24 protein-coding genes are annotated in these 21,202 nt (G+C 50.1%); 13 read left to right on the top strand and 11 right to left on the bottom strand.

Translation table 11 applies throughout. The features are described 5' to 3' along the window. Window positions 1-31 precede the first annotated feature (31 nt). The 7 genes from FLS37_RS01440 to argF form a co-directional block, all read right to left on the bottom strand. The gene (locus tag FLS37_RS01440) at window positions 32-1,855 is read right to left on the bottom strand and encodes a diguanylate cyclase (RefSeq protein ID WP_157314129.1); all 1,824 of its coding nucleotides are present in this window, start codon (window positions 1,853-1,855) and stop codon (window positions 32-34) included. A gap of 61 nt (window positions 1,856-1,916) precedes the next feature. Further along, entirely contained in the window at window positions 1,917-2,408 is a 492-nt protein-coding gene (locus tag FLS37_RS01435) for a YajQ family cyclic di-GMP-binding protein (RefSeq protein ID WP_157314128.1), read from the bottom strand. A gap of 83 nt (window positions 2,409-2,491) precedes the next feature. After that, window positions 2,492-2,803: a pyrimidine/purine nucleoside phosphorylase gene (locus tag FLS37_RS01430; RefSeq protein ID WP_157314127.1), complete on the bottom strand. Its 312-nt coding sequence runs from the start codon at window positions 2,801-2,803 to the stop codon at window positions 2,492-2,494. A 112-nt stretch (window positions 2,804-2,915) separates the two neighbouring features. Then, window positions 2,916-3,116 (bottom strand): DUF2788 domain-containing protein, encoded by a 201-nt coding sequence (locus FLS37_RS01425; RefSeq protein ID WP_157314197.1) that lies wholly within the window; start codon window positions 3,114-3,116, stop codon window positions 2,916-2,918. Between the two features lie 83 nt (window positions 3,117-3,199). Next, window positions 3,200-4,420: an argininosuccinate synthase gene (locus FLS37_RS01420; protein ID WP_157314126.1), complete on the bottom strand. Its 1,221-nt coding sequence runs from the start codon at window positions 4,418-4,420 to the stop codon at window positions 3,200-3,202. 51 nt (window positions 4,421-4,471) lie between these two features. Then, on the bottom strand, window positions 4,472-5,104 hold the full coding sequence (gene leuE / locus FLS37_RS01415; RefSeq protein ID WP_157314125.1) for a leucine efflux protein LeuE: 633 nt from the start codon (window positions 5,102-5,104) through the stop codon (window positions 4,472-4,474). 15 nt (window positions 5,105-5,119) lie between these two features. Next, entirely contained in the window at window positions 5,120-6,034 is a 915-nt protein-coding gene (gene argF / locus FLS37_RS01410) for an ornithine carbamoyltransferase (RefSeq protein WP_157314124.1), read from the bottom strand. 40 nt (window positions 6,035-6,074) lie between these two features. Here argF and FLS37_RS16815 point away from each other — a divergent pair, with 40 nt between their 5' ends. Beyond that, complete coding sequence (locus FLS37_RS16815; RefSeq protein WP_232522458.1) at window positions 6,075-6,581, top strand: DUF3579 domain-containing protein; 507 nt, start codon at window positions 6,075-6,077, stop codon at window positions 6,579-6,581. A gap of 169 nt (window positions 6,582-6,750) precedes the next feature. Then, a complete protein-coding gene (gene fabG, locus FLS37_RS01400; protein ID WP_157314123.1) occupies window positions 6,751-7,491 on the top strand; it encodes a 3-oxoacyl-ACP reductase FabG in 741 nt (246 codons plus the stop codon). Between the two features lie 111 nt (window positions 7,492-7,602). Here the strand turns inward: fabG and pstB are convergent, their stop codons facing one another. From pstB to pstS, 4 genes are all read right to left on the bottom strand, one after another. Then, the gene (gene pstB / locus FLS37_RS01395) at window positions 7,603-8,370 is read right to left on the bottom strand and encodes a phosphate ABC transporter ATP-binding protein PstB (protein ID WP_157314122.1); all 768 of its coding nucleotides are present in this window, start codon (window positions 8,368-8,370) and stop codon (window positions 7,603-7,605) included. Window positions 8,371-8,396: 26 nt separating this feature from the next. Further along, window positions 8,397-9,236 carry a phosphate ABC transporter permease PstA gene (gene pstA / locus FLS37_RS01390; protein ID WP_157314121.1) on the bottom strand — a complete coding sequence of 280 codons (840 nt, stop codon included), beginning with the start codon at window positions 9,234-9,236 and terminating at the stop codon, window positions 8,397-8,399. A gap of 14 nt (window positions 9,237-9,250) precedes the next feature. Next, window positions 9,251-10,207 carry a phosphate ABC transporter permease subunit PstC gene (gene pstC, locus FLS37_RS01385; RefSeq protein ID WP_157314120.1) on the bottom strand — a complete coding sequence of 319 codons (957 nt, stop codon included), beginning with the start codon at window positions 10,205-10,207 and terminating at the stop codon, window positions 9,251-9,253. A 96-nt stretch (window positions 10,208-10,303) separates the two neighbouring features. Continuing rightward, entirely contained in the window at window positions 10,304-11,344 is a 1,041-nt protein-coding gene (gene pstS / locus FLS37_RS01380; RefSeq protein ID WP_157314119.1) for a phosphate ABC transporter substrate-binding protein PstS, read from the bottom strand. Window positions 11,345-11,521: 177 nt separating this feature from the next. Here pstS and tpiA point away from each other — a divergent pair, with 177 nt between their 5' ends. The 11 genes from tpiA to nuoI all read left to right on the top strand — a co-directional run bounded on the left by tpiA (window position 11,522) and on the right by nuoI (window position 21,201). Beyond that, window positions 11,522-12,232 carry a triose-phosphate isomerase gene (tpiA, locus tag FLS37_RS01375; protein WP_157314118.1) on the top strand — a complete coding sequence of 237 codons (711 nt, stop codon included), beginning with the start codon at window positions 11,522-11,524 and terminating at the stop codon, window positions 12,230-12,232. A gap of 36 nt (window positions 12,233-12,268) precedes the next feature. Continuing rightward, a complete protein-coding gene (gene secG, locus FLS37_RS01370; RefSeq protein WP_157314117.1) occupies window positions 12,269-12,598 on the top strand; it encodes a preprotein translocase subunit SecG in 330 nt (109 codons plus the stop codon). A 151-nt stretch (window positions 12,599-12,749) separates the two neighbouring features. Further along, on the top strand, window positions 12,750-13,118 hold the full coding sequence (locus FLS37_RS01365) for an NADH-quinone oxidoreductase subunit A (protein WP_157314116.1): 369 nt from the start codon (window positions 12,750-12,752) through the stop codon (window positions 13,116-13,118). A 5-nt stretch (window positions 13,119-13,123) separates the two neighbouring features. After that, the gene (locus FLS37_RS01360) at window positions 13,124-13,600 is read left to right on the top strand and encodes an NADH-quinone oxidoreductase subunit B family protein (RefSeq protein ID WP_157314115.1); all 477 of its coding nucleotides are present in this window, start codon (window positions 13,124-13,126) and stop codon (window positions 13,598-13,600) included. 8 nt (window positions 13,601-13,608) lie between these two features. Then, window positions 13,609-14,208 (top strand): NADH-quinone oxidoreductase subunit C, encoded by a 600-nt coding sequence (locus tag FLS37_RS01355; RefSeq protein ID WP_157314114.1) that lies wholly within the window; start codon window positions 13,609-13,611, stop codon window positions 14,206-14,208. Continuing rightward, window positions 14,198-15,454, top strand: a complete 1,257-nt coding sequence (locus FLS37_RS01350) for an NADH-quinone oxidoreductase subunit D (protein ID WP_157314113.1) — start codon at window positions 14,198-14,200, stop codon at window positions 15,452-15,454. The genes FLS37_RS01355 and FLS37_RS01350 overlap by 11 nt, the downstream gene beginning before the upstream one ends. Further along, window positions 15,454-15,957 carry an NADH-quinone oxidoreductase subunit NuoE gene (gene nuoE, locus FLS37_RS01345; RefSeq protein ID WP_157314112.1) on the top strand — a complete coding sequence of 168 codons (504 nt, stop codon included), beginning with the start codon at window positions 15,454-15,456 and terminating at the stop codon, window positions 15,955-15,957. Before FLS37_RS01350 ends, nuoE begins: the two co-directional genes overlap by 1 nt. Then, window positions 15,957-17,243, top strand: coding sequence for an NADH-quinone oxidoreductase subunit NuoF (nuoF, locus tag FLS37_RS01340; RefSeq protein ID WP_157314111.1), 1,287 nt, complete (start codon window positions 15,957-15,959; stop codon window positions 17,241-17,243). Before nuoE ends, nuoF begins: the two co-directional genes overlap by 1 nt. 58 nt (window positions 17,244-17,301) lie before the next feature. Continuing rightward, window positions 17,302-19,611 (top strand): NADH-quinone oxidoreductase subunit NuoG, encoded by a 2,310-nt coding sequence (gene nuoG, locus FLS37_RS01335; protein WP_157314110.1) that lies wholly within the window; start codon window positions 17,302-17,304, stop codon window positions 19,609-19,611. Window positions 19,612-19,619: 8 nt separating this feature from the next. Continuing rightward, on the top strand, window positions 19,620-20,690 hold the full coding sequence (gene nuoH, locus FLS37_RS01330) for an NADH-quinone oxidoreductase subunit NuoH (RefSeq protein ID WP_374756821.1): 1,071 nt from the start codon (window positions 19,620-19,622) through the stop codon (window positions 20,688-20,690). Between the two features lie 19 nt (window positions 20,691-20,709). Beyond that, window positions 20,710-21,201, top strand: a complete 492-nt coding sequence (gene nuoI / locus FLS37_RS01325) for an NADH-quinone oxidoreductase subunit NuoI (RefSeq protein WP_157314108.1) — start codon at window positions 20,710-20,712, stop codon at window positions 21,199-21,201. Window position 21,202: the final 1 nt, after the last annotated feature.

Raw genomic sequence — 21,202 nt, 5'->3', positions numbered from 1 at the left:
GCTGGAAATGCCTCGTCAGTATTGAGCTAGGTCAAGAGTCTTTCGGGGCTTGCTCGTCTGTCGGTAAGTGTTCAAAGCAGGTACTTTTATTGCGGCCACTGTGCTTGGAGGCATAGAGCGCGGTGTCTGCCCGCTTCAGTGGTGCATCGACATTCGGGTCATCCGGCATAATTTCACTAATGCCAATGCTGCTGGTGAATCTGATTTCTCGTCCATCGTCTAGCATGATGACGTTTTCTTCGATACGGATGCGTAGCCTTTCTGCGGCCAGATAGGCCTCGTCCAGCGTGGTTTCTGGTAAAAATGCCGTGAACTCCTCGCCGCCGATCCGTGCGATCAAATCAATGTCCCGCAGCGATGCCCGGCAGAGATTGGCCATGGTTCTGATGACTTGGTCACCGGTCTGGTGTCCATAGTTGTCGTTAATTTTTTTGAAAAAATCGATGTCCAGCATCAAAATGCATGCGCGACGCTGATAGCGTTTGGTGCGCTGGATTTCCTGTTGGGCCGTTTCCATAAAATACGCGCGATTGGCCAGCCCGCTCAGGCTGTCAGTGGTTGCGCGGCGTTTGAGTTCATCTTCAAGCTGTTTGCGCTGTGTAATATCGTTAAGGCCGATCAGTAGTGTTGTGCCGTCATTCGATGTCGAGGCCGACATGGACACATTGGCCCAGAAAGGATTGCCTTCCTTGTGGCGCAGTATGCACTCGGCATTGTTGACTGCTTTACCTGCCAGCGCGTCTTCCGAGTGATGCAAAAAATCCACCCGATCATAATAAAGCTCAAAGGCCCGCTTGGATAAGGCGGCGGCCTGGGGAAGACCGAACATCTTTGCTGCGTGCTGATTAATGTAGGTGATGTAAAAATCGGGCATGCGCGCCAGCACCAGACCAACAGGCGTGGTTTCAATCATTTGCTTGAATCGGGTTTCGCTGGCCGAGAGCTTGCGCTCCTTGGCTTTCAAATTCTGGGTGAGTCGTCGCGAGCGCCAAAAGTAATAAGCCATTACGGCAGTCAGCAGCAACATCAGGCTGGCAGCGGTCGTGTAATAGGCCAGTTTTTTTTGCCATTCGGCCAGATAGCTGGGCGTTGGCAAGGTGCTAACAAGATACAGCGGGCTGGCCCCGATTTGCTGCAGACTGATCAATTGATCGCTTTTCTGGCTCAGAAATGCGCCACGACGCTGCTTTTGCTTGATAGGCCCACTTAATTCCGCTTCCAGCGCCGAAAGGTTGGATTGGCGGGGTGTGCTGGCCAGTATTCTCAATTGGGCATCGAGCAGATAGAGCGACTGGCCGGATTTTAGGCGGCTCGTGGCCAACGCTTGCTCAAGGTGGCCCGGTCTGATTCTGGCTAGCGCCAAGAAGCTGGCAGATTGCTCGGCCGGCTTCAGTCCGATAATCAGTTCTGGCGGCTGGCCAGAGCCGCCGGTGTGATAAACAATCCCTTGCTGTTTGAGTTGATCCAGCAAGGGTAGAAAATCCAGCTCGAATGGACTGGCGCCCTCTGCTTGCGCTAGTAACTGCCCGCGCAGGTCGATCAGTGCAATATGATCGGCTTGGGGAATCAGCTGCAGATGCTGTTGCAAAGTGCTGCCCAGGTTTGCGCTCTGCCCGGCAGTGAGCAGCGGGGCAATTTGCAGGTTGGTGTTGGTGAGTTGGAGCTCAACTTCGCGAAATTGCGCCTTAAATTGTGCTTCCTGTAGTGCCAGTAAAGCCGCACTTTGGCCTCGTGCATGGTTTTCGGCGGCACGATAACTGGCACTGACTTGATAGGCGAGGAATAAAATCATTCCAAAGCCGATCATCGCAGCCAGTGCAACAGTGATGGTGATCCGATTCCGATGCCAGCGCATGATTTCTGATTTAGTAGCAATTGCTAATGATTATAGTCCAATTGCCTATGGCATCCGTGGCTTAGTCACGGAAATTCTGGAATTGTAGCGGGAAGTCGATTTTGCTGCGTACCAGCGCAATCACTTCCTGCAAGGCGTCACGGGTTTTGCCGCTAACGCGCAATTCATCGCCTTGAATCGCCGTTTGCACTTTGAGCTTGGCGTCTTTAATTTCTTTGATGATTTTTGCGGCCAGTTCGCGATCAATACCGTCTTTGATCGTCAGAACCTGCTTGGCTTTATTGCCTGATACTTTTTGTACATCGCCTTGCTCAAGACGTTTGCTGCTGTCTGGCTCTTTTTTCTCCAGCGCAGGGAAAACGATATCTTTAATCTGATCGAGCTGAAATTCGGAATCACCGTGGATGGTGATCAGCTTGTCTTTTTCGTTCAACTCCACCTTAGCGCTGGTGCCCTTAAAATCATAACGATTAATAATGGTTTTTTCGGCAATATCAATGGCGTTTTTGAGCGCAACCATATCCGTTTCTGAAGTAATGTCAAATGAAGGCATGTTGAACTCCTTGCTGGAAAATAAATGACAAAAAGGCAGGCGGTGTTATTCCGCTGCCTTTTCAATGGGGGTAAATAAACGAATTAGCCGAAATGGCAAACGTAGTGCAGTGTTTCTACTGTTTCGATTTCAAAGCTGGAGTTGCCGGGTACATCGAAAGATACACCTGCACTGTATTCGGTTGCAGTGCTTTCACCAGCTAGCTTAACGCGGCATACCCCGGCAATTACTTCCATTACTTCGGGTGCGCCAGTATTGAAAGTCAGCGTTGAAGGCAAAATCACGCCTACGGTTTTTTTCGAGCCATCGGCAAATACCACGGTATGGCTGACGCATTTACCATCAAAGTAAACATTACCTTGTTTCAGAACTGAAACATTATCAAATTGGCTCATTTTTTATCCTTTTAAAGTGATGCAAAAGTTGTCTAGCAAGGCGCGAAGTCGAAGATAGTACCAAGCGTACAGCGAGACGAGGCAACGAAGCTGGGCGACTTTTGCTTTAATCCTATTTTTGTAAAACTTCGGTCAAAATGGTCTTGGCAATAAATCCGACCATACCCAGACCCAGGGCAAAAAACAGAATCATCGTTCCGTATTTGCCTGCTTTGGACTCTTTGGCCAGATTGTAAATAATAAAGCCCATATACAGGATCAGGCCGGTACATAAAATACTGGTCGAGAGCGTGGTAAACGTCTCTTCGTCCATGTTGATCAGGGCTTCAAACATGATTCTTTATCGCAATGGTTACAAAAGGCCCCGCAGATCTGCTGCGGGGCAGGGTGGACAACTTATTTCTTCAAGCGACCGGCAATGCGCATGCGCAAAGCGTTCAGTTTGATAAAGCCGCCAGCGTCGACTTGATTGTAAGCGCCGCCATCGTCGTCAAATGTCGCGATATTCATGTCGAACAATGAATCGGTTTTTGAGTCACGGCTAACAACGATCACATTACCTTTGTACAGCTTGAGACGTACCCAGCCGTTGACTGTTTTTTGCGTTTCGTCGATCAGTGTTTGCAGCACTTTGCGTTCCGGCGCCCACCAGTAGCCGTTGTAAATCAGGCTGGCGTAGCGTGGCATCAGGTCGTCTTTCAAATGCGCAACTTCGCGGTCGAGCGTGATCGATTCGATTGCGCGGTGCGCTTTCAGAATGATCGTTCCACCCGGTGTTTCGTAGCAGCCGCGCGATTTCATACCAACGTAGCGGTTTTCAACCAGATCCAGACGGCCAATACCGTGCTTGCCGCCGAGTTCGTTCAATTTGGTCAATACCGTTGCAGGTGACATGCGCACGCCGTTCAGCGCAACGATATCGCCGCGTTCGAATTCAACGTCGAGGTATTCTGGTGTATCGGGTGCAGCTTCAGGGCTGACGGTCCAGCGCCACATGCTTTCTTCAGCTTCAGCCGATGGGTTTTCGAGGTGACGGCCTTCGAATGAGATATGCAGCAGGTTGGCGTCCATCGAGTATGGCGCGCCACCATTTTTGTGCTTCATGTCGACTTCAATGCCGTTTTTCTCGGCATAAGCCATCAGTTTTTCACGGCTCAATAGATCCCATTCGCGCCATGGTGCGATCACTTTAACTTCTGGCATCAATGCATAAGCGCCGAGTTCGAAACGCACCTGATCGTTGCCTTTGCCTGTCGCGCCGTGACTGATCGTGTCAGCGCCGGTTTCGCGCGCGATGTCGATCAGGCGTTTGGCAATCAATGGGCGGGCAATTGACGTTCCGAGCAGGTATTCACCTTCGTACACGGTGTTGGCGCGGAACATTGGGAATACGAAATCGCGTACGAATTCTTCACGCAAGTCGTCGATGTAAATGTTTTCTGGTTTGATGCCAAATTTCAACGCTTTCTGGCGCGCTGGTTCCAGCTCTTCGCCTTGACCCAGGTCAGCAGTGAAAGTCACCACTTCACATTGGTAAGTGTCTTGCAGCCACTTCAAAATGACCGAAGTATCCAGACCACCGGAATACGCCAGAACTACTTTTTTTACATCAGACATGAAAAACCTCGATTACGTCGTCGATTACAAGGATTTAATAGAGCGCGACTATCAATCTAGAGCTAGGCGCAAGCCAAAACTCACAAATAGCGTGCCAATCAGTTTATTCAAAACGGTTTTAAGCCACGTGACCCCAGACAGGCGACGCGACAGCGCGCTGCCAGCCAGAATCAGCGTGGTCAGATAACACAGACTCAGGCTTTGTACGATCAGACCCAGCACAATAAAGCTTTGCCATACGTGCGGGTGATTGGGCTCGACAAATTGAGGAAAAAAGGCCATGAAAAACAAAATGGCTTTTACATTGATCAAAGAAATGCCCAAGGCGCTACGAAATGCATTGCGTGGTGAATGCTGCGATGCGTGCGTTGATGTGCCGGTTTCTGTAGGGGGGGTATGGCGTGAAAATAAAGCTTTATAGCCGATCCACATCAGATACCCTGCTCCCAGATAGCGAACCGCATCATACGCTATCGGGTGGGTTTTCATTAACGATGCAACACCCAAAACGGCAGCCAGCATCAGGATACAGTCGCCAACAATAATCCCTGCCGCAGCACCAAATCCGGCCTTGTGGCCGCCCGTTGCCGCAGTCGTCAATGCAAATAGCGAGTTGGGGCCAGGGGTCAGGATAATCAGCACTGTTCCCAAAATGAAGGCCCAAACATCAGTAATGCCAAGCACGGCTTTGTCGCCTGTTTAATCGTTGATGCGACCGAGCAATAAATACTCGATCACGGCTTTTTGGACATGCATGCGGTTTTCTGCTTCTTCCCAGACCACCGATTGCGGTCCGTCAATGACTTCCGGATCGACTTCTTCGCCGCGGTGGGCGGGCAGGCAATGCATGAACAGCGCATTGGCTTTGGCTTGCAGCATGACTTTTTCCGAGACCTTGTAGTTCAGGAAGTCTTTTTTGCGCTGCAATGTTTCACGCTCGTAACCCATCGAGGTTGAAACATCGGTCGTGACAATATCGGCGTCGCGAGCGGCGGTATAAATATCGCGGAAAGATTCGAAATGCTCGGAGCTGTAGGTTTCGCCGTCAAGTACGGTCATTTCATAACCGGCAGGGCAGGCCAGATTGAGCTTGAAGTTGAAGATTTTGGCAGCTTGCAACCAGGTGCGGGACACATTGTTCGAGTCGCCGATCCAGGCGACTGTTTTACCCTCGATTGAGCCAAAGCGCTCCACATAGGTAAAGATGTCAGCCATGATCTGGCAAGGGTGGTATTCATTGGTCAGGCCATTGATCACCGGCACCAGCGAGTTTTCGGCAAAGCGCTCGATAATCGATTGCTCGTAGGTGCGCACCATGACGATATCCACCATGCGGCTGATCACTTTAGCCACATCTTCAATCGGTTCGCCACGACCCAGCTGCGTATCTTTCGACTGCAGGAACATCGCATGACCGCCCAGCTGGAACATGCCGGCTTCAAATGATACGCGGGTGCGGGTTGACGATTTTTCAAAAATCATACCCAGCACTTTGCCCGGCAAGGGCTGGTAAAGCTGGCCTGCGCGCAAGCGCTCTTTCAGTTTGGCCGCGCGTTCAAACAGGTATTGGTATTCTTCTAAAGTGAAATCGCTGAACTTCAAGTAATGGCGCATCGGATTGGGTCCCGAGCCGTAATTTTTAGCGACGGCTCAAATGGCTGAAAAAACGAACATTATTCAGTGTTTTACCCATTTCTGGCAAGCCCTGATCATGCCTTTCTGGTCTGCAATCAGGACTTGTACTAGGTCAATTCACGCTACATTTGTGCCCGTCAAAGAGGCTGGCGATGGTATAATCAGTTCGATTGGCAATTGTGCAGTGCAAATTGCCGTGTTCTTCTTACTTACGCTTGGCACCCCTATGATCTGCAATCCATATGAAATCATCATTCAGGGAATCACGAGTTCTGGTCGTGAATTTCGCCCCAGTGACTGGGCTGAACGTTTATCTGGGATTTTGTCTACATTCGGGGTCGATCAGAAATTATCCTATGCGCCGTTTGTTCGTCCGATGGTGCACAATAATGTACGTTGCGTTGCGGTCGACAAGCAGCTGGAAAAAATCGATCCGCGCGTGTTCGAATTTATTATGACTTTTGCGCGCGATAACGATTTGCAGGTGGTAGATTGCCGCTCTTTGGTCAAGGGTATCGAGCGTTAAACTGGCCGCTGTTCTGCCGATTCTGCCAAAGCCTTGCATCTGCAAGGCTTTCTTGTTTTTTATCAAGACAAAAGTGCTTTTATTCTTGCTGCGCTGCAACACTGCGCTTATCCTGCTACAGGGCGACCGCACATCAAAGTGGGGTTGAATTTTTGTCTGGGGGAAATCCATGAAACTCAAAGATAAAGTAGCAATCATTACCGGATCAGCTAGCGGCATTGGTGAAGCAACGGCGGTCCGTTTTGCAGCGGAAGGCGCAAAAGTTGTGGTGTGCGACGTAAATCAGGCAGGGGTTGACGCAGTGGTGGCCAAGCTGGCCGCTGGTGGTGCGGTAGCGGCTGGTTTTGTCGTTGATGTGACCAAGAAAGACACGATTGCGGCGATGGTTGACGCGGTCAAAGCGCAATTTGGCCGTATTGATATTCTGGTGAATAACGCCGGGATTACGCAGGACGCGCAGCTGTACAAGATGAGCGAAGAGCAGTTTGACCGCGTGATCGATATCAATCTGAAAGGCGTTTATAACTGCACCAAAGCCGTGGTCGATACCATGATTGAGCAGAACGCTGGGGTGATTCTGAATGCGTCCTCCGTCGTTGGCGTGTACGGTAATTTTGGTCAAACCAACTATGCTGCATCCAAGTTTGGCGTGATCGGCTTTGTGAAAACCTGGGCTAAAGAGCTGGGCAAAAAAGGGATCCGCGCCAACGCGGTATGTCCTGGCTTTGTGGCGACACCAATGGTCAAGGCAATGCCGGAAAAAGTACTGCAGGGTATGGAAGATAAAGTGCCGATGAAGCGTCTGGCGCAGCCGGAAGAGATCGCCAGCGTGTATGCTTTCCTGGCTTCGGATGACGCCAGCTATATCAATGGTGCGGCGATTGAAGTCACAGGCGGCCTGACCTTGTAAGTCAGGATTAATGCCAATAAAAAACCCGCTTCAAGCGGGTTTTTTATTGGGGTATGTGGCTGTAGCACTTTCTTAGTATGTTCTGCAGCGATATACCCCTATTTTGATGGCTTAGCCAAATTTGCCGGTAATATAGTCTTCAGTCGCTTTCACGCTTGGCGAGGTGAAGATGTTATCGGTTTCGCCCATCTCGATCATCTCGCCCAGATACATATAGGCGGTGTAATCGGAAATCCGCGCGGCCTGCTGCATATTGTGCGTTACGATGGCGATCGTGTAGTCTTTTTTCAGCTCATGAACCAGCTCTTCAACGTGCGCGGTTGAGATCGGGTCCAGTGCGGATGTCGGCTCGTCCAGTAGCAGGATTTCAGGTTTGACCGCCACGGCACGTGCAATGCACAAACGCTGTTGCTGACCACCGGACAGGCCAAGACCCGATTGCTTGAGTTTGTCTTTGACCTCATTCCACAGCGCCGCTTTGGTCAGCGCCCACTCGATGCGATCATCCATTTCAGATTTGGACAAAGATTCATACAGCTTGACACCAAAAGCGACGTTGTCATAAATCGACATCGGGAATGGCGTTGGTTTCTGGAATACCATGCCGACCTTGGCGCGCAGCATGTTCAGGTCAATGCCCGGCTCCAGAATATTCTGGCCGTTCAGGATAATCTGACCTTCAGCGCGTAGCTTGGGGTACAGATCATACATGCGGTTAAAAGTGCGCAGCAAAGTGGATTTGCCGCAACCTGATGGGCCGATAAAGGCAGTTACTTTGCCAGCCAGAATATCCAGATTGATGTTTTTCAGGGCATGAAAATTGCCGTAGTAAAAGTTCAGGTTTTTAACTGACAAACCGGCATTGTTCAGAGTGCTCATGATTTGATTCCGTCGCAAAGTCTAAATTAGTGTTGTTTAGGTTGGCGCAGCATCACGCGCGCCAGAACATTCATGCCCAGGACAAACAGGGCGATCATCAGGGCGCCTGCCCAAGCCAGTCGGTGCCAATCTTCATACGGGCTCATTGCAAACTGGAAGATCACGACCGGCAAGTTGGCCATCGGGCTATTCATGTCCGAATAGAACTGGTTGTTCAGCGCGGTAAACAGCAGCGGCGCCGTCTCACCCAAGATGCGCGCAATCGCCAGCAAGATGCCGGTGGCAACGCCGGATTTCGCCGCTTTAAGCGTTACAAACATAACCATTTTCCATTTTGGCGTACCCAATGCGTAGGCTGCTTCGCGCATGGCGGTTGGCACCAGTAACAGCATGTTTTCAGTGGTGCGTACCACAACCGGAACGACCAGAATCGCCAGTGCACATGAACCCGCCCAACCTGAGAAATGGCCAACTTGCGCAACATACACCTCGAAAATGAACAAACCGATCACAATCGATGGGGCAGAGAGCAGAATGTCGTTGATAAAGCGGGTGCTATTACCCAGCCAGCCTTTCTGGCCAAACTCGGCCAGATAAGTGCCTGCCAGAATGCCAACGGGGGTGCCCATCAAAACGGCAAAGAAAGTCATTTCCAGGCTACCCACAATGGCATTGGCCAGGCCGCCCTGGCTGCCGGGAGCCGGAGTGCTTTGTGTGTATGTTGCCAGTGAAAACAGACCTGCAGAGCCGTGCAAAAACAGCGTATACATGATCCAGAACAGCCAGAACAAGCCGAAAGCCATCGCAATCATCGATAACGTCAGGCTGGTGTAGTTGGCAAAGCGGCGACGAGCGTAAAGATTCATAGCAGCAACCTATCTTAAGAATGAGCGCCTTCATTGCGGTTTAAACGCATGAGCAGAAGTTTGGAAAGAACCAGCACCAGGAAGGTGATCACGAAGAGCAGCAGGCCCAGCTCGATCAGTGAGGCGGTGTAAAGCTCGCCGTGCGCTTCGGTAAATTCGTTGGCCAGCGTGGCTGAAATCGTGGTGGCCGGGTCAAACAGCGTCAGCATTTCATTCATCGAATTGCCGATCACAAACGTCACCGCCATGGTTTCACCCAGTGCGCGGCCCAGACCGAGCATGATGCCGCCGATAATCCCGGTTTTGGTAAACGGTACCACGACATTCCATACCACTTCCCAAGTGGTTGCACCCAGACCATAGGCAGACTCTTTCAGGAGGGCGGGAACAATCTCGAAAACGTCACGCATTACCGAAGTGATGTAAGGAATAATCATGATCGCCAAAATCAGGCTGGCCAGAAACATGCCGATCCCCATGGGAGGGCCGGCAAACCAATCGCCAATCACCGGAATACCCGCAGTCCATTCGGTCATTTTGGGTTGGATATTGTCAGCAAAGTAGGGCGCAAAAACAAACAGACCCCACATGCCGTAAATAATGGACGGTACACCTGCCAGCAACTCGATCATAATTCCCAATGGGCGACGCAGCCACACGGGTGAGAGTTCAGTTAGGAAAATCGCAATGCCAAAGCTCACAGGAACGGCGATTAGCAAGGCAATACCCGAAGAAATCAAAGTGCCGCGAATGGATGACCAGGCGCCAAATTCGTCGGTGACCGGATTCCAGCTTGAATTGCCTAAAAAGCCAAAGCCGAATTTTTCAATTGCGGGCCAGGCACCATAAATCAGTGATGCAATAATTGCAGCAAGGAGTGCAAGCACAAAAAAGGCAAAAAAGCGCGTGCTGTTGACGAAAATCGCGTCCTGCAAACGCTGTGTTTTCATCCGTTGATTTAAATCAGACATTACCGTCTCCGGACTACCATAATCTACAAACTAACAGGCACACAGCCCGAATAAACTGTGTGCCTGACATAAAGTGCCAATTATATTTGAATCTGCTTATTTCCAGATAGCCGCTTTGCCATCGGTGATTTGCGCTTTCCAGTTGGCTTTGATCATATTGACTACATTGTCCGGCATTGGAATGTAATCCAGTGCCAGTGCGGCTTTGTCAGCATCTGCGCCGTAAGCCCAGTCAAAGAACTTCAACACTTCCAGCGCTTGCGCCGGTTTGTCCTGTTTTTTATGCATCAGGATAAAAGTAGGGCTAGCAATAGGCCAAGAGTCTTTACCAGGTGCGTTGGTGCTTACCAGGTACATGCCTGGCGCTGATTTCCAGTCGGCATTGGCCGATGCGGCGATAAAGGCTTCTTCGGTTGGGCGCACAAAATTGCCAGTGCTATTTGCTAGCTGGGTGTATGACAATTTGTTTTGTTTTGCGTAAGCAAATTCAACGTAGCCGATTGAGCCTTTGATACGTTGTACGTAGTTGGCTACGCCTTCGTTGCCTTTGCCGCCCACGCCTGTTGGCCACTGTACCGAAGTGTTCGCACCCACTTTCTCTTTCCATTCAGGTGATACTTGTGACAGGTAGTTCACGAACAGGAAGGTGGTGCCCGAGCCGTCAGAGCGACGTACCACGGTGATGTTCTGGTCTGGCAGGCTCAAGCCTTTATTGATTTCAACCAGGCGAGGGTCGTTCCATTTTTTGATTTTGCCTAGATAAATATCAACCAGTGCTGCAGGCGTGAGTTTGAAATCGCCCGGTTTGATGCCCGGAATATTGATGACCGGAACAACGCCGCCCACTACGGTAGGGAATTGCATCAGGCCGCTTTTATCGAGTTGGTCCACTTTCAATGGCATGTCTGATGCACCAAAATCGACTGTTTTGGCTTCGATCTGCTTGATGCCGCCGCCTGAACCGATGGATTGGTAATTCATGCCGGTGCCCGTTTTGGCTTTATACATTTCAGCCCATTTGGCATACAGCGGGTACGGGAATGTTGCGCCAGCGCCAGTGATGTCAGCTGCCTGGGCAGAAGTAAAAAGGCCTGCCAGCAAGCCGGCGCTAACGATCAGATTACGAGCAAAAGTCATTTTTTTAAATCTCCAGAGCGAAATGGGTGTGAATTCGATGCAGGCATCTTAATAGAGGAATGTTTCCGAAATATTACAAATGCTTTGTGACTGAAGGGAGAGTGTGAAAAACAAGGTTTGACGGTGTGGGAGCGGGGTTGTTACCATCTCGCCCTAGTTTGCCAAAGGGGTTGCTGCATGGCCAAGCAGATGGTGATTGGTAATTGGAAGTTGCACGGCAGTATCGGGCAAATTAAATCGGTGTTGGCAGAAGTGGCGCAAGCTGGACTCGATGCCAATGTCGGTGTCTGTGTGCCTGCGCCGTATATCATGCTTGCCAAGCAGATATTGCAACATACCCATATACAGTGTGGCGCTCAAGACGTTAGCCAGTATCACATAGGGCCATATACCGGCGAGGTTTCATCGGGTATGTTGGCGGATGTCGGTTGCGAGATGGTGATTATCGGTCATTCCGAACGTCGTCGTCTTTTTGGGGAAACGACCGAGCAGGCGGGTATTAAGCTACGTTCGGCACTCGACGCAGGTCTGTTTGGTGTCTACTGCGTCGGTGAATCGGCTGAGGAGCGTCGCCAGGGTAATGCCGAGAAGGTGGTTGCTGGGCAGCTGGAAGTTTTGCGTGGTTTGCCGATGGGCTTGTTTGCCGTGGCATACGAGCCTTCCTGGGCTGTGGGTAGTGGTGTGGTGGCCTCCGGTGAGCAGATTTCCCCGATGCACGCCCTGATTAAAGAGCAGCTCGATGCTCGTGTCAAAGTCTTGTATGGCGGCAGTGTCAAGTCGGGTAATGCCGCAGAAATATTAGCAGTAGATCATGTTGATGGCGTGTTGGTTGGCGGTGCTGCGCTCTCGGCTTTTGAATTTGTGGGAATTTGCCAAGCAGCCCGCTGATTGGTACAATTCACGCCGCCACAGGAATGGATAAAAATGGACTTTATTACTAGTTTGGTGCTGATCTTGAACGTCATCTCTGCTTTGGCGGTGATTGTGCTGGTCTTGATGCAGCATGGTAAGGGCGCCGATATGGGCGCTGCGTTTGGTAGCGGTTCTGCTGGCAGCGTATTTGGTGCCTCGGGTTCGGCCAATTTCCTTAGTCGTTCTACTGCAGCGGCTGCGGCGGTGTTCTTTGTGACGTGCATGGCGCTGGTGTTGTTGACTGCGCCGAAAACGAGCAAAAACGATCTGGGTGTGATGTCTGGTGCCAAGCCTGCTGCCGAAGTTGCTTCTCCTGTTGCCGGTCAAAAGATTCCCGACTAAGCAGTCGCATGGATTGCTGGTCTGATAGTGCAAGCCGCTATCAAAATCAATATTTAGCTGAGCTGTGAAAATGGCTCGGCTATTTATATAAAAAGCAGCAAAAATAGCTGCATTTCTGTCTTTATGTATTACTTCTGAACTGGGGATTTTCATGCTGCAAGACTATTTCCCCATCCTGCTTTTCCTTATTGTCGGTTTGGTGGTGGGTGTTTTGCCGCTATTGCTCGGTGCTGGGATTGGTAAGGTCTTGGGAACGGTTCGGCCAGATTCGGCAAAATTATCACCTTATGAATGCGGCTTTGAAGCATTCGAGGATGCGCGCATGCAGTTTGATGTGCGTTACTACTTGGTGGCGATTCTGTTTATTCTGTTCGATTTGGAAGTCGCGTTTTTGGTTCCTTGGGCTGTCGTGCTCAAAGAATTGGGTATGTTCGGCTTTGTATCGATGATGATATTCCTGGCCATTCTGGTGGTCGGCTTCGTCTACGAATGGATGAAGGGTGCACTGGAGTGGGAGTGAGATAAATGGAAGCACAAAGTCTCGAAAAAGGGTTTGTTACCACAACGGTTGATGCAGTTGTTAACTGGACGCGTACTGGCTCATTGTGGCCAATGACGTTCGGCTTGGCCTGTTGTGCCGTGGAGATGATGCATGCGGGTGCGGCGCGTTACGACTTGGATCGTTTCGGTATCGTATTTCGTCCATCTCCACGTCAATCTGACTTGATGATTGTTGCGGGGACGCTCTGTAACAAAATGGCCCCTGCCTTGCGCAAGGTTTACGATCAAATGCCAGAGCCTCGTTGGGCAATTTCTATGGGCTCCTGTGCGAACGGTGGTGGTTACTACCACTATTCGTACTCAGTGGTTCGTGGCTGTGATCGTATTGTGCCGATTGATATCTACGTGCCGGGCTGTCCACCGACAGCTGAAGCGCTGTTGTATGGTTTGATACAGTTGCAAAACAAAATCAAACGTACCAACTCTATCGCGCGTTCTTGAGGTGAGCCATGGCAAATAAGCTAGAAACACTGATTGAAAGCTTGCGCACTGTTTTGGGTGAAGCCAAGATTGCTTCGCTGAAAAATGCGCTGGGCGAAGTAACGATTGAAGTGCCTGCTGCGCATTGGCCTGAAGTGGCTTTGCAATTGCGCGATGACGTCAGTTTGCATTTTGAACAATTGGTTGACGCCTGTGGCGTTGACTACAGCGAATACAAAGACGGCATCTGGGAAGGTCAGCGCTTTGCGGTGGTCTATCATCTGCTGTCATATAAGCACAATGTTCGTCTGCGTGTGCGTGTGTTCTGTGCGGATGATTCGTTCCCTGTTATTCATTCGATGGTCGATGTTTGGCCTGCAATCAACTGGTTCGAGCGTGAAGCGTTTGACCTGTTTGGTATTGTGTTCCAGGGTCATCCTGACCTGCGTCGCATTTTGACTGACTATGGTTTTGTTGGTCATCCATTCCGCAAAGATTTCCCATTGTCTGGTTACGTTGAAATGCGTTACGACGCTGAGCAAGCGCGTGTCGTTTATCAGCCTGTGACCATCGATCCGCGTGAAATTACACCGCGCATTATCCGCGAGGAGAACTACGGTGGCTGCTGAAATCCGTAATTACACCTTGAACTTCGGTCCACAACACCCTGCTGCGCACGGTGTATTGCGATTGGTGCTGGAGTTGGATGGTGAAGTTGTTGAGCGTGCCGACCCGCATATTGGGCTGTTGCACCGTGCGACTGAAAAATTAGCTGAACACAAAACGTACATTCAGTCATTGCCATACATGGATCGTCTTGACTATGTGTCAATGATGTCCAATGAACATGCTTATTGCATGGCAATTGAGAAATTGTTGGGCTTGGAAGTGCCAATTCGTGCTCAGTACATTCGTGTGATGTTTGATGAAATCACCCGTGTGTTGAATCACCTGATGTGGATTGGCGCGCACGGCTTGGATTGTGGAGCAATGACGATCTTCTTGTACGCCTTCCGCGAGCGTGAAGATTTAATGGATTGCTATGAGGCAGTATCGGGCGCGCGTATGCACGCTGCTTACTATCGTCCGGGTGGTGTGTATCGTGACCTGCCGGATGAAATGCCTCAGTATCAAGCGTCAAAAGTGCGTAATGCTGCCGCGATCAAGGATCTGAATAAGAACCGTCAAGGTAGCTTGCTCGATTTTATCGAAGACTTTACCAATCGTTTCCCAACGTACGTTGATGAGTACGAAACTCTGCTGACAGATAATCGTATCTGGAAGCAGCGTACTGTGGGTATTGGTGTGGTTGATGCGGATCGTGCAAAAGCCATCGGCTTTACGGGGGCGATGCTGCGCGGATCTGGCGTTGAGTGGGATTTGCGTAAAACTCAGCCTTATGAAGTTTATGATCAATTGGATTTTGATATTCCAGTTGGTAAAACTGGCGATTGCTACGATCGTTATCTGGTTCGCGTTGAAGAAATGCGCCAATCAAATCGCATCATCAAGCAATGTGTTGCTTGGCTCAAAGCAAATTCAGGCCCGGTGATTACCGATAACCATAAAGTTGCTCCTCCATCGCGCGAAGCGATGAAAGAAAATATGGAAGAGCTGATTCACCACTTCAAATTGTTCACTGAAGGCATGCACGTGCCCGAGGGTGAGGCATATGCTGCCGTTGAACATCCAAAAGGTGAATTCGGTATCTACCTGATTTCTGATGGCGCTAACAAGCCTTACCGTCTGAAGATTCGTGCGCCAGGTTATGTGCATTTGTCGGCGCTTGATGAAATGGCGCGCGGCCACATGATTTCTGACGTTGTAGCGATCATCGGTACGCAAGATATTGTATTCGGGGAGATTGACCGCTGATGTCTACCAACAATCTGACTACCCACAATCTTCTATCTGCCGAGTCTTTGGCGCAGATCGATCGCGAAGTAGCCAAATATCCTGCTGATCAGGCTCGTTCTGCTGTCATGGGTGCTTTGCGCATTGCTCAGGTTGAGAAGCGTTACCTGACCAATGACATGATTGAGTTTATTGCCAACTATCTTGGTATTGCCCCAATGATGGCGTACGAAGTGGCAACGTTCTACAACATGTACGACATGAAGCCGGTCGGCAAACACAAGCTGACTGTGTGCACCAATTTACCCTGTGCTTTGTCGGGTGGCTATACCACAGCCAATTACCTCAAGCAAAAGCTGGGTATTGATTTCAACGAAACGACGGCTGACGGCAAATTCACGCTAAAAGAAGGTGAGTGCATGGGCGCCTGTGGCTATGCACCAGTCATGCTGGTGAACAATCACAGCATGTGCAATCACATGACACCTGAAGCTATCGACAAAAAACTGGCGGAGCTTGAATAATGACCGTCTATGTAAAAGGCGTTGTATTTGAGAACGTCAATTTTGAAGATCCAAACTGCTGGCGTCTGGAAGAGTATGTCAAGCGCGGCGGTTATGCCGCACTGAAAAAAATCATCAATGATAAAATCACCCAAGATGACATTATTGCTGATATGAAAACTTCAGGCTTGCGTGGGCGCGGTGGTGCAGGCTTTCCTACCGGTTTGAAATGGTCTTTCATGCCACGCAGTTTTCCAGGCCAGAAATATCTGGTGTGTAATACCGACGAAGGCGAGCCTGGGACATTTAAAGACCTGGATATTATGGTCTACAACCCGCATGCCCTGATTGAGGGCATGATTATTGGCGGTTACGCCATGGGGATTACTGTAGGTTACAACTATATCCACGGTGAAGTCTTTGAGGCATATCAACGCTTTGAAGAGGCCCTCGAAGAAGCTCGCGCCGCTGGCTTCCTAGGCGACAATATTTTAGGTTCGGATTTCTGTTTCCAACTGCATGGCCACCATGGTTATGGTGCGTATATTTGCGGTGAGGAAACGGCTCTGCTCGAATCTTTGGAGGGCAAAAAAGGCCAGCCGCGCTTTAAGCCTCCATTCCCTGCGTCTTACGGCCTGTACGGCAAGCCAACCACGATTAATAACACTGAGACCTTTGCTTCAGTACCATACATTATTCGTGAAGGCGGTCAGAAATTCCTTGAGCTCGGTAAGCCAAATAATGGCGGTACCAAATTGTTCTCGGTTTCTGGTCACGTAAATCGTCCGGGCAACTACGAAATTCCATTGGGTACACCATTCTCTGAATTGCTCGAGATGTGTGGCGGTATGCGCGACGGCAAAAAGCTCAAAGCAGTGATTCCTGGTGGTTCGTCTGCACCAGTATTGCCTGCTGATGTGATGATGCAGTGCACGATGGATTACGACTCAATTGCTAAAGCAGGCTCAATGTTGGGTTCTGGTGCGGTAATTGTGATGGATGAGACAGTTTGTATGGTCAGCGCGCTTGAGCGTTTGTCCTACTTCTATCACGAAGAATCATGCGGTCAGTGTACCCCGTGCCGTGAAGGAACAGGCTGGTTGTATCGTGTAGTGCATCGCATCGCCAACGGCGAAGGCCGCCCGGAAGACCTCGATTTGCTGTCACGCGTTGGTGACAATATCGCTGGTCGCACAATTTGTGCGCTGGGTGATGCTGCTGTATTCCCTGTGCGTGGAATGTTGAAACACTTCCGCCATGAATTCGAAGATTTGATCAATAAAGCACAAAAAGCGAAAGGTCTGTAATTTCGCGCTGTATTAGTCGAGTTTTCTTTTGAATTATTGCCTTTGAATCGAGTCGAGCATGCTGGAAATCGAAATCGACGGTAAAAAATTGACAGTCCCTGGTGGTAGCACTGTGATGGACGCAGCCAATTCAATTGGTGTGCATATCCCTCATTTTTGCTATCACAAAAAACTCTCAATTGCCGCAAACTGCCGTATGTGCCTAGTTCAGGTCGAAAAAGCACCTAAGCCTTTACCGGCCTGTGCCACGCCTGTTACTGATGGTATGAAAGTATTTACCCATTCTGATCAAGCGGTTACCGCTCAGAAGGGTGTAATGGAATTTCTGCTGATCAATCACCCTCTTGACTGTCCAATTTGTGACCAAGGCGGTGAGTGTCAGTTGCAGGATTTGGCCGTAGGCTATGGTCAGTCCGGTTCTGATTACGCTGAAGAAAAACGCGTTGTTGCCAACAAAGACCTGGGCCCCCTGATTTCGACTGATATGACGCGTTGCATCCATTGCAGCCGTTGTGTTCGCTTTACTGAAGAAATCGCTGGTTTCCAAGAGTTGGGTATGGCTAACCGCGGTGAATTTACCGAAGTAATGCCATTCATTGGCAAAACGGTTAATTCAGAAATCTCAGGGAACGTGATTGATCTGTGTCCGGTTGGCGCTTTAACCAGCAAACCATTCCGCTACACCGCACGTACTTGGGAATTATCTCGTCGTAAATCAGTCGGTGCGCACGATGGCTTGGGTTCTAACTTGATCGTTCAAGTGAAGAACAACAAAGTAATGCGCGTGTTGCCGCTGGAAAACGAAGCGATTAACGAATGCTGGTTGTCTGACCGCGATCGTTACTCGTACGAAGCTCTGAACAGCCAAGAACGTCTGACCAAGCCAATGATCAAGCAAGGCGGTGTTTGGCAAGAGGCTGATTGGCAAACTGCGCTGGAATACGTTGCGAATGGCCTGAAACAGGTTGTTGCAGAGCACGGTAAAGACAGCGTTGCTGCGGTTGCTTCTGCTAACAGCACGGTTGAAGAGTTGTTCACGCTGCGCAAATTGATGGCCGGTTTAGGTGTTGAAGCCGTTCAAGCCTTTGCGCGCAATGCTGACTTCTCGGTGAAAACCCAAGGCGCTAAATGGCTAGGCCAATCGCTGGAAGAATTGTCGCAAAACGAAGCCGTTCTGATCGTAGGCTCAACGGTTCGTAAAGAGCAGCCACTGCTGGCTCAACGCCTGCGCCAAGCGGTTAAGAAAGGCATGGCCTTGTCACTGGTGAATGTGCATGGCGATGACTTGCTGACTAAATTGGCAGGCGAAGTCATTGTTCGTCCTGACCAATTGCTTGAAGGTTTGCTGCAAGTAGTTAAAGCAGTGGTTGAACTCAAATCAGTTGCCGCTCCTGCGGGCATCGATTTGGCTAACGTAGTGGTTAGCGACGCAGCTCGCGCAATTGCAAATAGCTTCGAAGGAAAAGCAAAAGCTGCTGTATTGTTGGGCAATATTGCTCAAACTTCAGCACGCTACGCTGAAATCTACGCCGCTGCTGCTGCATTGGCTGCCTTGACTGGCGCTAAGTTGGGCGTTCCTGCTGTTGCTGCCAACAGCGTGGGTGCTGAGCTGATCGGTGCAGACCTTGGTGGTAATGTATTTGCTGCTGCTAAGAAAGCTTATGTATTTGTCGGTGTTGAGCCTGAGTTCGATGCGCATAACGGCTCGCAAGCGCTAGCTGCGGCAAAACAAGCTGAAATGGTTGTGGTGATGTCTGCGTTCCAAAGCTGTGCAATGGATTACGCAGATGTCTTGCTGCCAATCTCTCCATTCACCGAAACGTCAGGTACGTTTGTGAATATGGAAGGTAAAGCACAAAGCTTTAACGGCGTAGTTCGTCCATTGGGTGAAACGCGTCCAGCTTGGAAGGTATTCCGTGTCTTGGGCAATGTCTTGGGCTTTAACGGCTTTGACTACAACTCATCAGAAGAAATCCGTGATGAAGCGCTGGCTGGTGATACCGCAGCTCGCTTGAACAATACTTTGACTTCAGCTGTCGCAGTTTCTGCTAAATCAGCGCAAGGTCTGGTTCGTTTGGGTGAAGTGCCTGTTTACCAAGGCGATGCAATTGTTCGTCGTGCTCCAAGCTTACAAGCAACTGCTGATGCGGCTTTGGCAACTACAGTCCGTCTCAATGCAGCAACCATCGCTAAGCTTGGTCTTGTTGATGGTGGTAAAGCCATCGTTAAACAAGGGCAGGGTAGTGCTGAGTTGACTGTGAAGCTTGATGCTGGCTTGCTTGACGACGTGGTGCGTGTTGCAACTTCTCATCCGCTAACTCGTGATTTGGGCGAGATGGTGGGTGCTGTTGAAGTACTCAAAGGATAAGGGGGTAGATAATGGAATTTCTACAAAACATCCTCGCTGGGTACTTGAGCGCAGAAACTGCATATCAAGTGGCATTCCTGGTTTGGACTTTGCTGAAGATCGTTCTGATCGTTGCGCCGATTATGGGTGCAGTCGCTTACCTGACTTTGGCTGAGCGTAAAGTAATTGGTTATATGCAGATTCGTATCGGCCCAAATCGGGTCGGTCCGTTTGGTTTGCTGCAACCAGTTGCTGACGGCGTAAAACTGCTGCTTAAAGAGATCATTGCACCTAGCGCTGCGGATAAGAAGCTGTTCTTCTTGGCTCCAGTGATGGTATTGGTCCCTGCGCTAGCTGCGTGGGCGGTTGTACCGTTTTACCCTGGGTATGTATTGGCTGATGTTAACGTAGGTTTGCTCTACGTGATGGCCATTACATCAATGGGCGTTTACGGTGTGATCTTGGCTGGTTGGGCGTCTAACTCGAAGTACGCTTTCTTGGGCGGTATGCGTGCAGCCGCTCAGGTGATTTCGTACGAGTTGGCGATGGGCTTTGCGCTCGTTGGCGTCATCATGGTGTCGGGCAGCTTGAATTTGACGAAAATCGTTGAGCAGCAAGGTGCTGGCATGATGGGCGGCTCGATCTTGTCATGGAACTTGATTCCTCTGTTGCCACTGTTCGTTGTTTACTTCATCGCCGGCGTGGCTGAAACCAACCGCGCACCATTTGACGTAACCGAAGGTGAGTCTGAGATCGTTGCCGGTCACATGGTTGAATACTCAGGTATGAGTTTCGCGCTGTTCTTCTTGGCTGAATACGCCAATATGATCTTGATTTCGGCAATGGCATCGGTGATGTTCTTGGGCGGCTGGTTGTCTCCGTTCCCTGCGTCAATCCCGGTACTCGGCGCTGCAAGCCCACTGTGGTGGGTATTGAAAGTAGCATTCTTGCTGTTCTGCTTCTTGTGGTTCCGCGCTACTTTCCCACGTTATCGCTACGACCAACTGATGCGTCTGGGCTGGAAAATTTTCATCCCTGTGACCTTGGTGTGGATTATCGTGGTCGGTGCTTGGATGCAGACCCCTTGGTCGATCTGGTAAGAAGAAAAGGACAGAGACCGTGGAAAAAATTTCGTATTTCTTTAAAACCTTCTTGCTGTGGGAGTTGGTGTTGGGCCTGAAGTTGACCGGCCGCCACTTCTTCCAACGCAAGATCACCGTGCAGTTTCCGGACGAAAAAACGCCGTACAGTCCACGTTTCCGTGGTCTGCACGCGCAACGTCGTTATGCCAACGGTGAAGAGCGTTGTATTGCTTGTAAATTGTGTGAAGCAGTTTGCCCAGCAATGGCGATTACGATCGAATCAGAAGCGCGCGAGGATGACAAAACCCGTCGTACTAGCCGTTATGATATCGACCTGACAAAGTGCATTTTCTGTGGTTTCTGCGAAGAAGCCTGTCCAGTCGATGCCATTGTTGAAACACATATTTATGAATATCACGGTGAAAAACGTGGCGATTTGTATTACACCAAGCCGATGCTATTGGCCGTTGGTGATAAATACGAAAAAGAAATCGCTGAGCGCAAAGCCGCTGATGCTAAATACCGCTAAG

Source organism: Chitinibacter sp. GC72, from assembly GCF_009760905.1.
GTDB lineage: Bacteria > Pseudomonadota > Gammaproteobacteria > Burkholderiales > Chitinibacteraceae > Chitinibacter.
Note: the sequence above shows the minus strand (reverse complement) of the source record. Positions and strands in the feature narration are given on the sequence as shown.

Excerpts from the sequence above, each read along its gene's own strand:
- FLS37_RS01425 (WP_157314197.1), bottom strand. The coding sequence starts at position 3,116 with ATGGACGAAGAGACGTTTACCACGCTCTCGACCAGTATTTTATGTACC.
- FLS37_RS01365 (WP_157314116.1), top strand. The coding sequence starts at position 12,750 with ATGCTGCAAGACTATTTCCCCATCCTGCTTTTCCTTATTGTCGGTTTG.
- FLS37_RS01355 (WP_157314114.1), top strand. The coding sequence starts at position 13,609 with ATGGCAAATAAGCTAGAAACACTGATTGAAAGCTTGCGCACTGTTTTG.
- FLS37_RS01430 (WP_157314127.1), bottom strand. The coding sequence starts at position 2,803 with ATGAGCCAATTTGATAATGTTTCAGTTCTGAAACAAGGTAATGTTTAC.
- nuoE (WP_157314112.1), top strand. The coding sequence starts at position 15,454 with ATGTCTACCAACAATCTGACTACCCACAATCTTCTATCTGCCGAGTCT.
- FLS37_RS01420 (WP_157314126.1), bottom strand. The coding sequence starts at position 4,420 with ATGTCTGATGTAAAAAAAGTAGTTCTGGCGTATTCCGGTGGTCTGGAT.
- nuoF (WP_157314111.1), top strand. The coding sequence starts at position 15,957 with ATGACCGTCTATGTAAAAGGCGTTGTATTTGAGAACGTCAATTTTGAA.
- secG (WP_157314117.1), top strand. The coding sequence starts at position 12,269 with ATGGACTTTATTACTAGTTTGGTGCTGATCTTGAACGTCATCTCTGCT.
- argF (WP_157314124.1), bottom strand. The coding sequence starts at position 6,034 with ATGCGCCATTACTTGAAGTTCAGCGATTTCACTTTAGAAGAATACCAA.
- FLS37_RS01360 (WP_157314115.1), top strand. The coding sequence starts at position 13,124 with ATGGAAGCACAAAGTCTCGAAAAAGGGTTTGTTACCACAACGGTTGAT.
- pstB (WP_157314122.1), bottom strand. The coding sequence starts at position 8,370 with ATGAGCACTCTGAACAATGCCGGTTTGTCAGTTAAAAACCTGAACTTT.
- pstS (WP_157314119.1), bottom strand. The coding sequence starts at position 11,344 with ATGACTTTTGCTCGTAATCTGATCGTTAGCGCCGGCTTGCTGGCAGGC.
- pstA (WP_157314121.1), bottom strand. The coding sequence starts at position 9,236 with ATGAATCTTTACGCTCGTCGCCGCTTTGCCAACTACACCAGCCTGACG.
- fabG (WP_157314123.1), top strand. The coding sequence starts at position 6,751 with ATGAAACTCAAAGATAAAGTAGCAATCATTACCGGATCAGCTAGCGGC.
- nuoG (WP_157314110.1), top strand. The coding sequence starts at position 17,302 with ATGCTGGAAATCGAAATCGACGGTAAAAAATTGACAGTCCCTGGTGGT.
- FLS37_RS16815 (WP_232522458.1), top strand. The coding sequence starts at position 6,075 with ATGGCTGAAAAAACGAACATTATTCAGTGTTTTACCCATTTCTGGCAA.
- tpiA (WP_157314118.1), top strand. The coding sequence starts at position 11,522 with ATGGCCAAGCAGATGGTGATTGGTAATTGGAAGTTGCACGGCAGTATC.
- FLS37_RS01440 (WP_157314129.1), bottom strand. The coding sequence starts at position 1,855 with ATGCGCTGGCATCGGAATCGGATCACCATCACTGTTGCACTGGCTGCG.
- FLS37_RS01435 (WP_157314128.1), bottom strand. The coding sequence starts at position 2,408 with ATGCCTTCATTTGACATTACTTCAGAAACGGATATGGTTGCGCTCAAA.
- pstC (WP_157314120.1), bottom strand. The coding sequence starts at position 10,207 with ATGTCTGATTTAAATCAACGGATGAAAACACAGCGTTTGCAGGACGCG.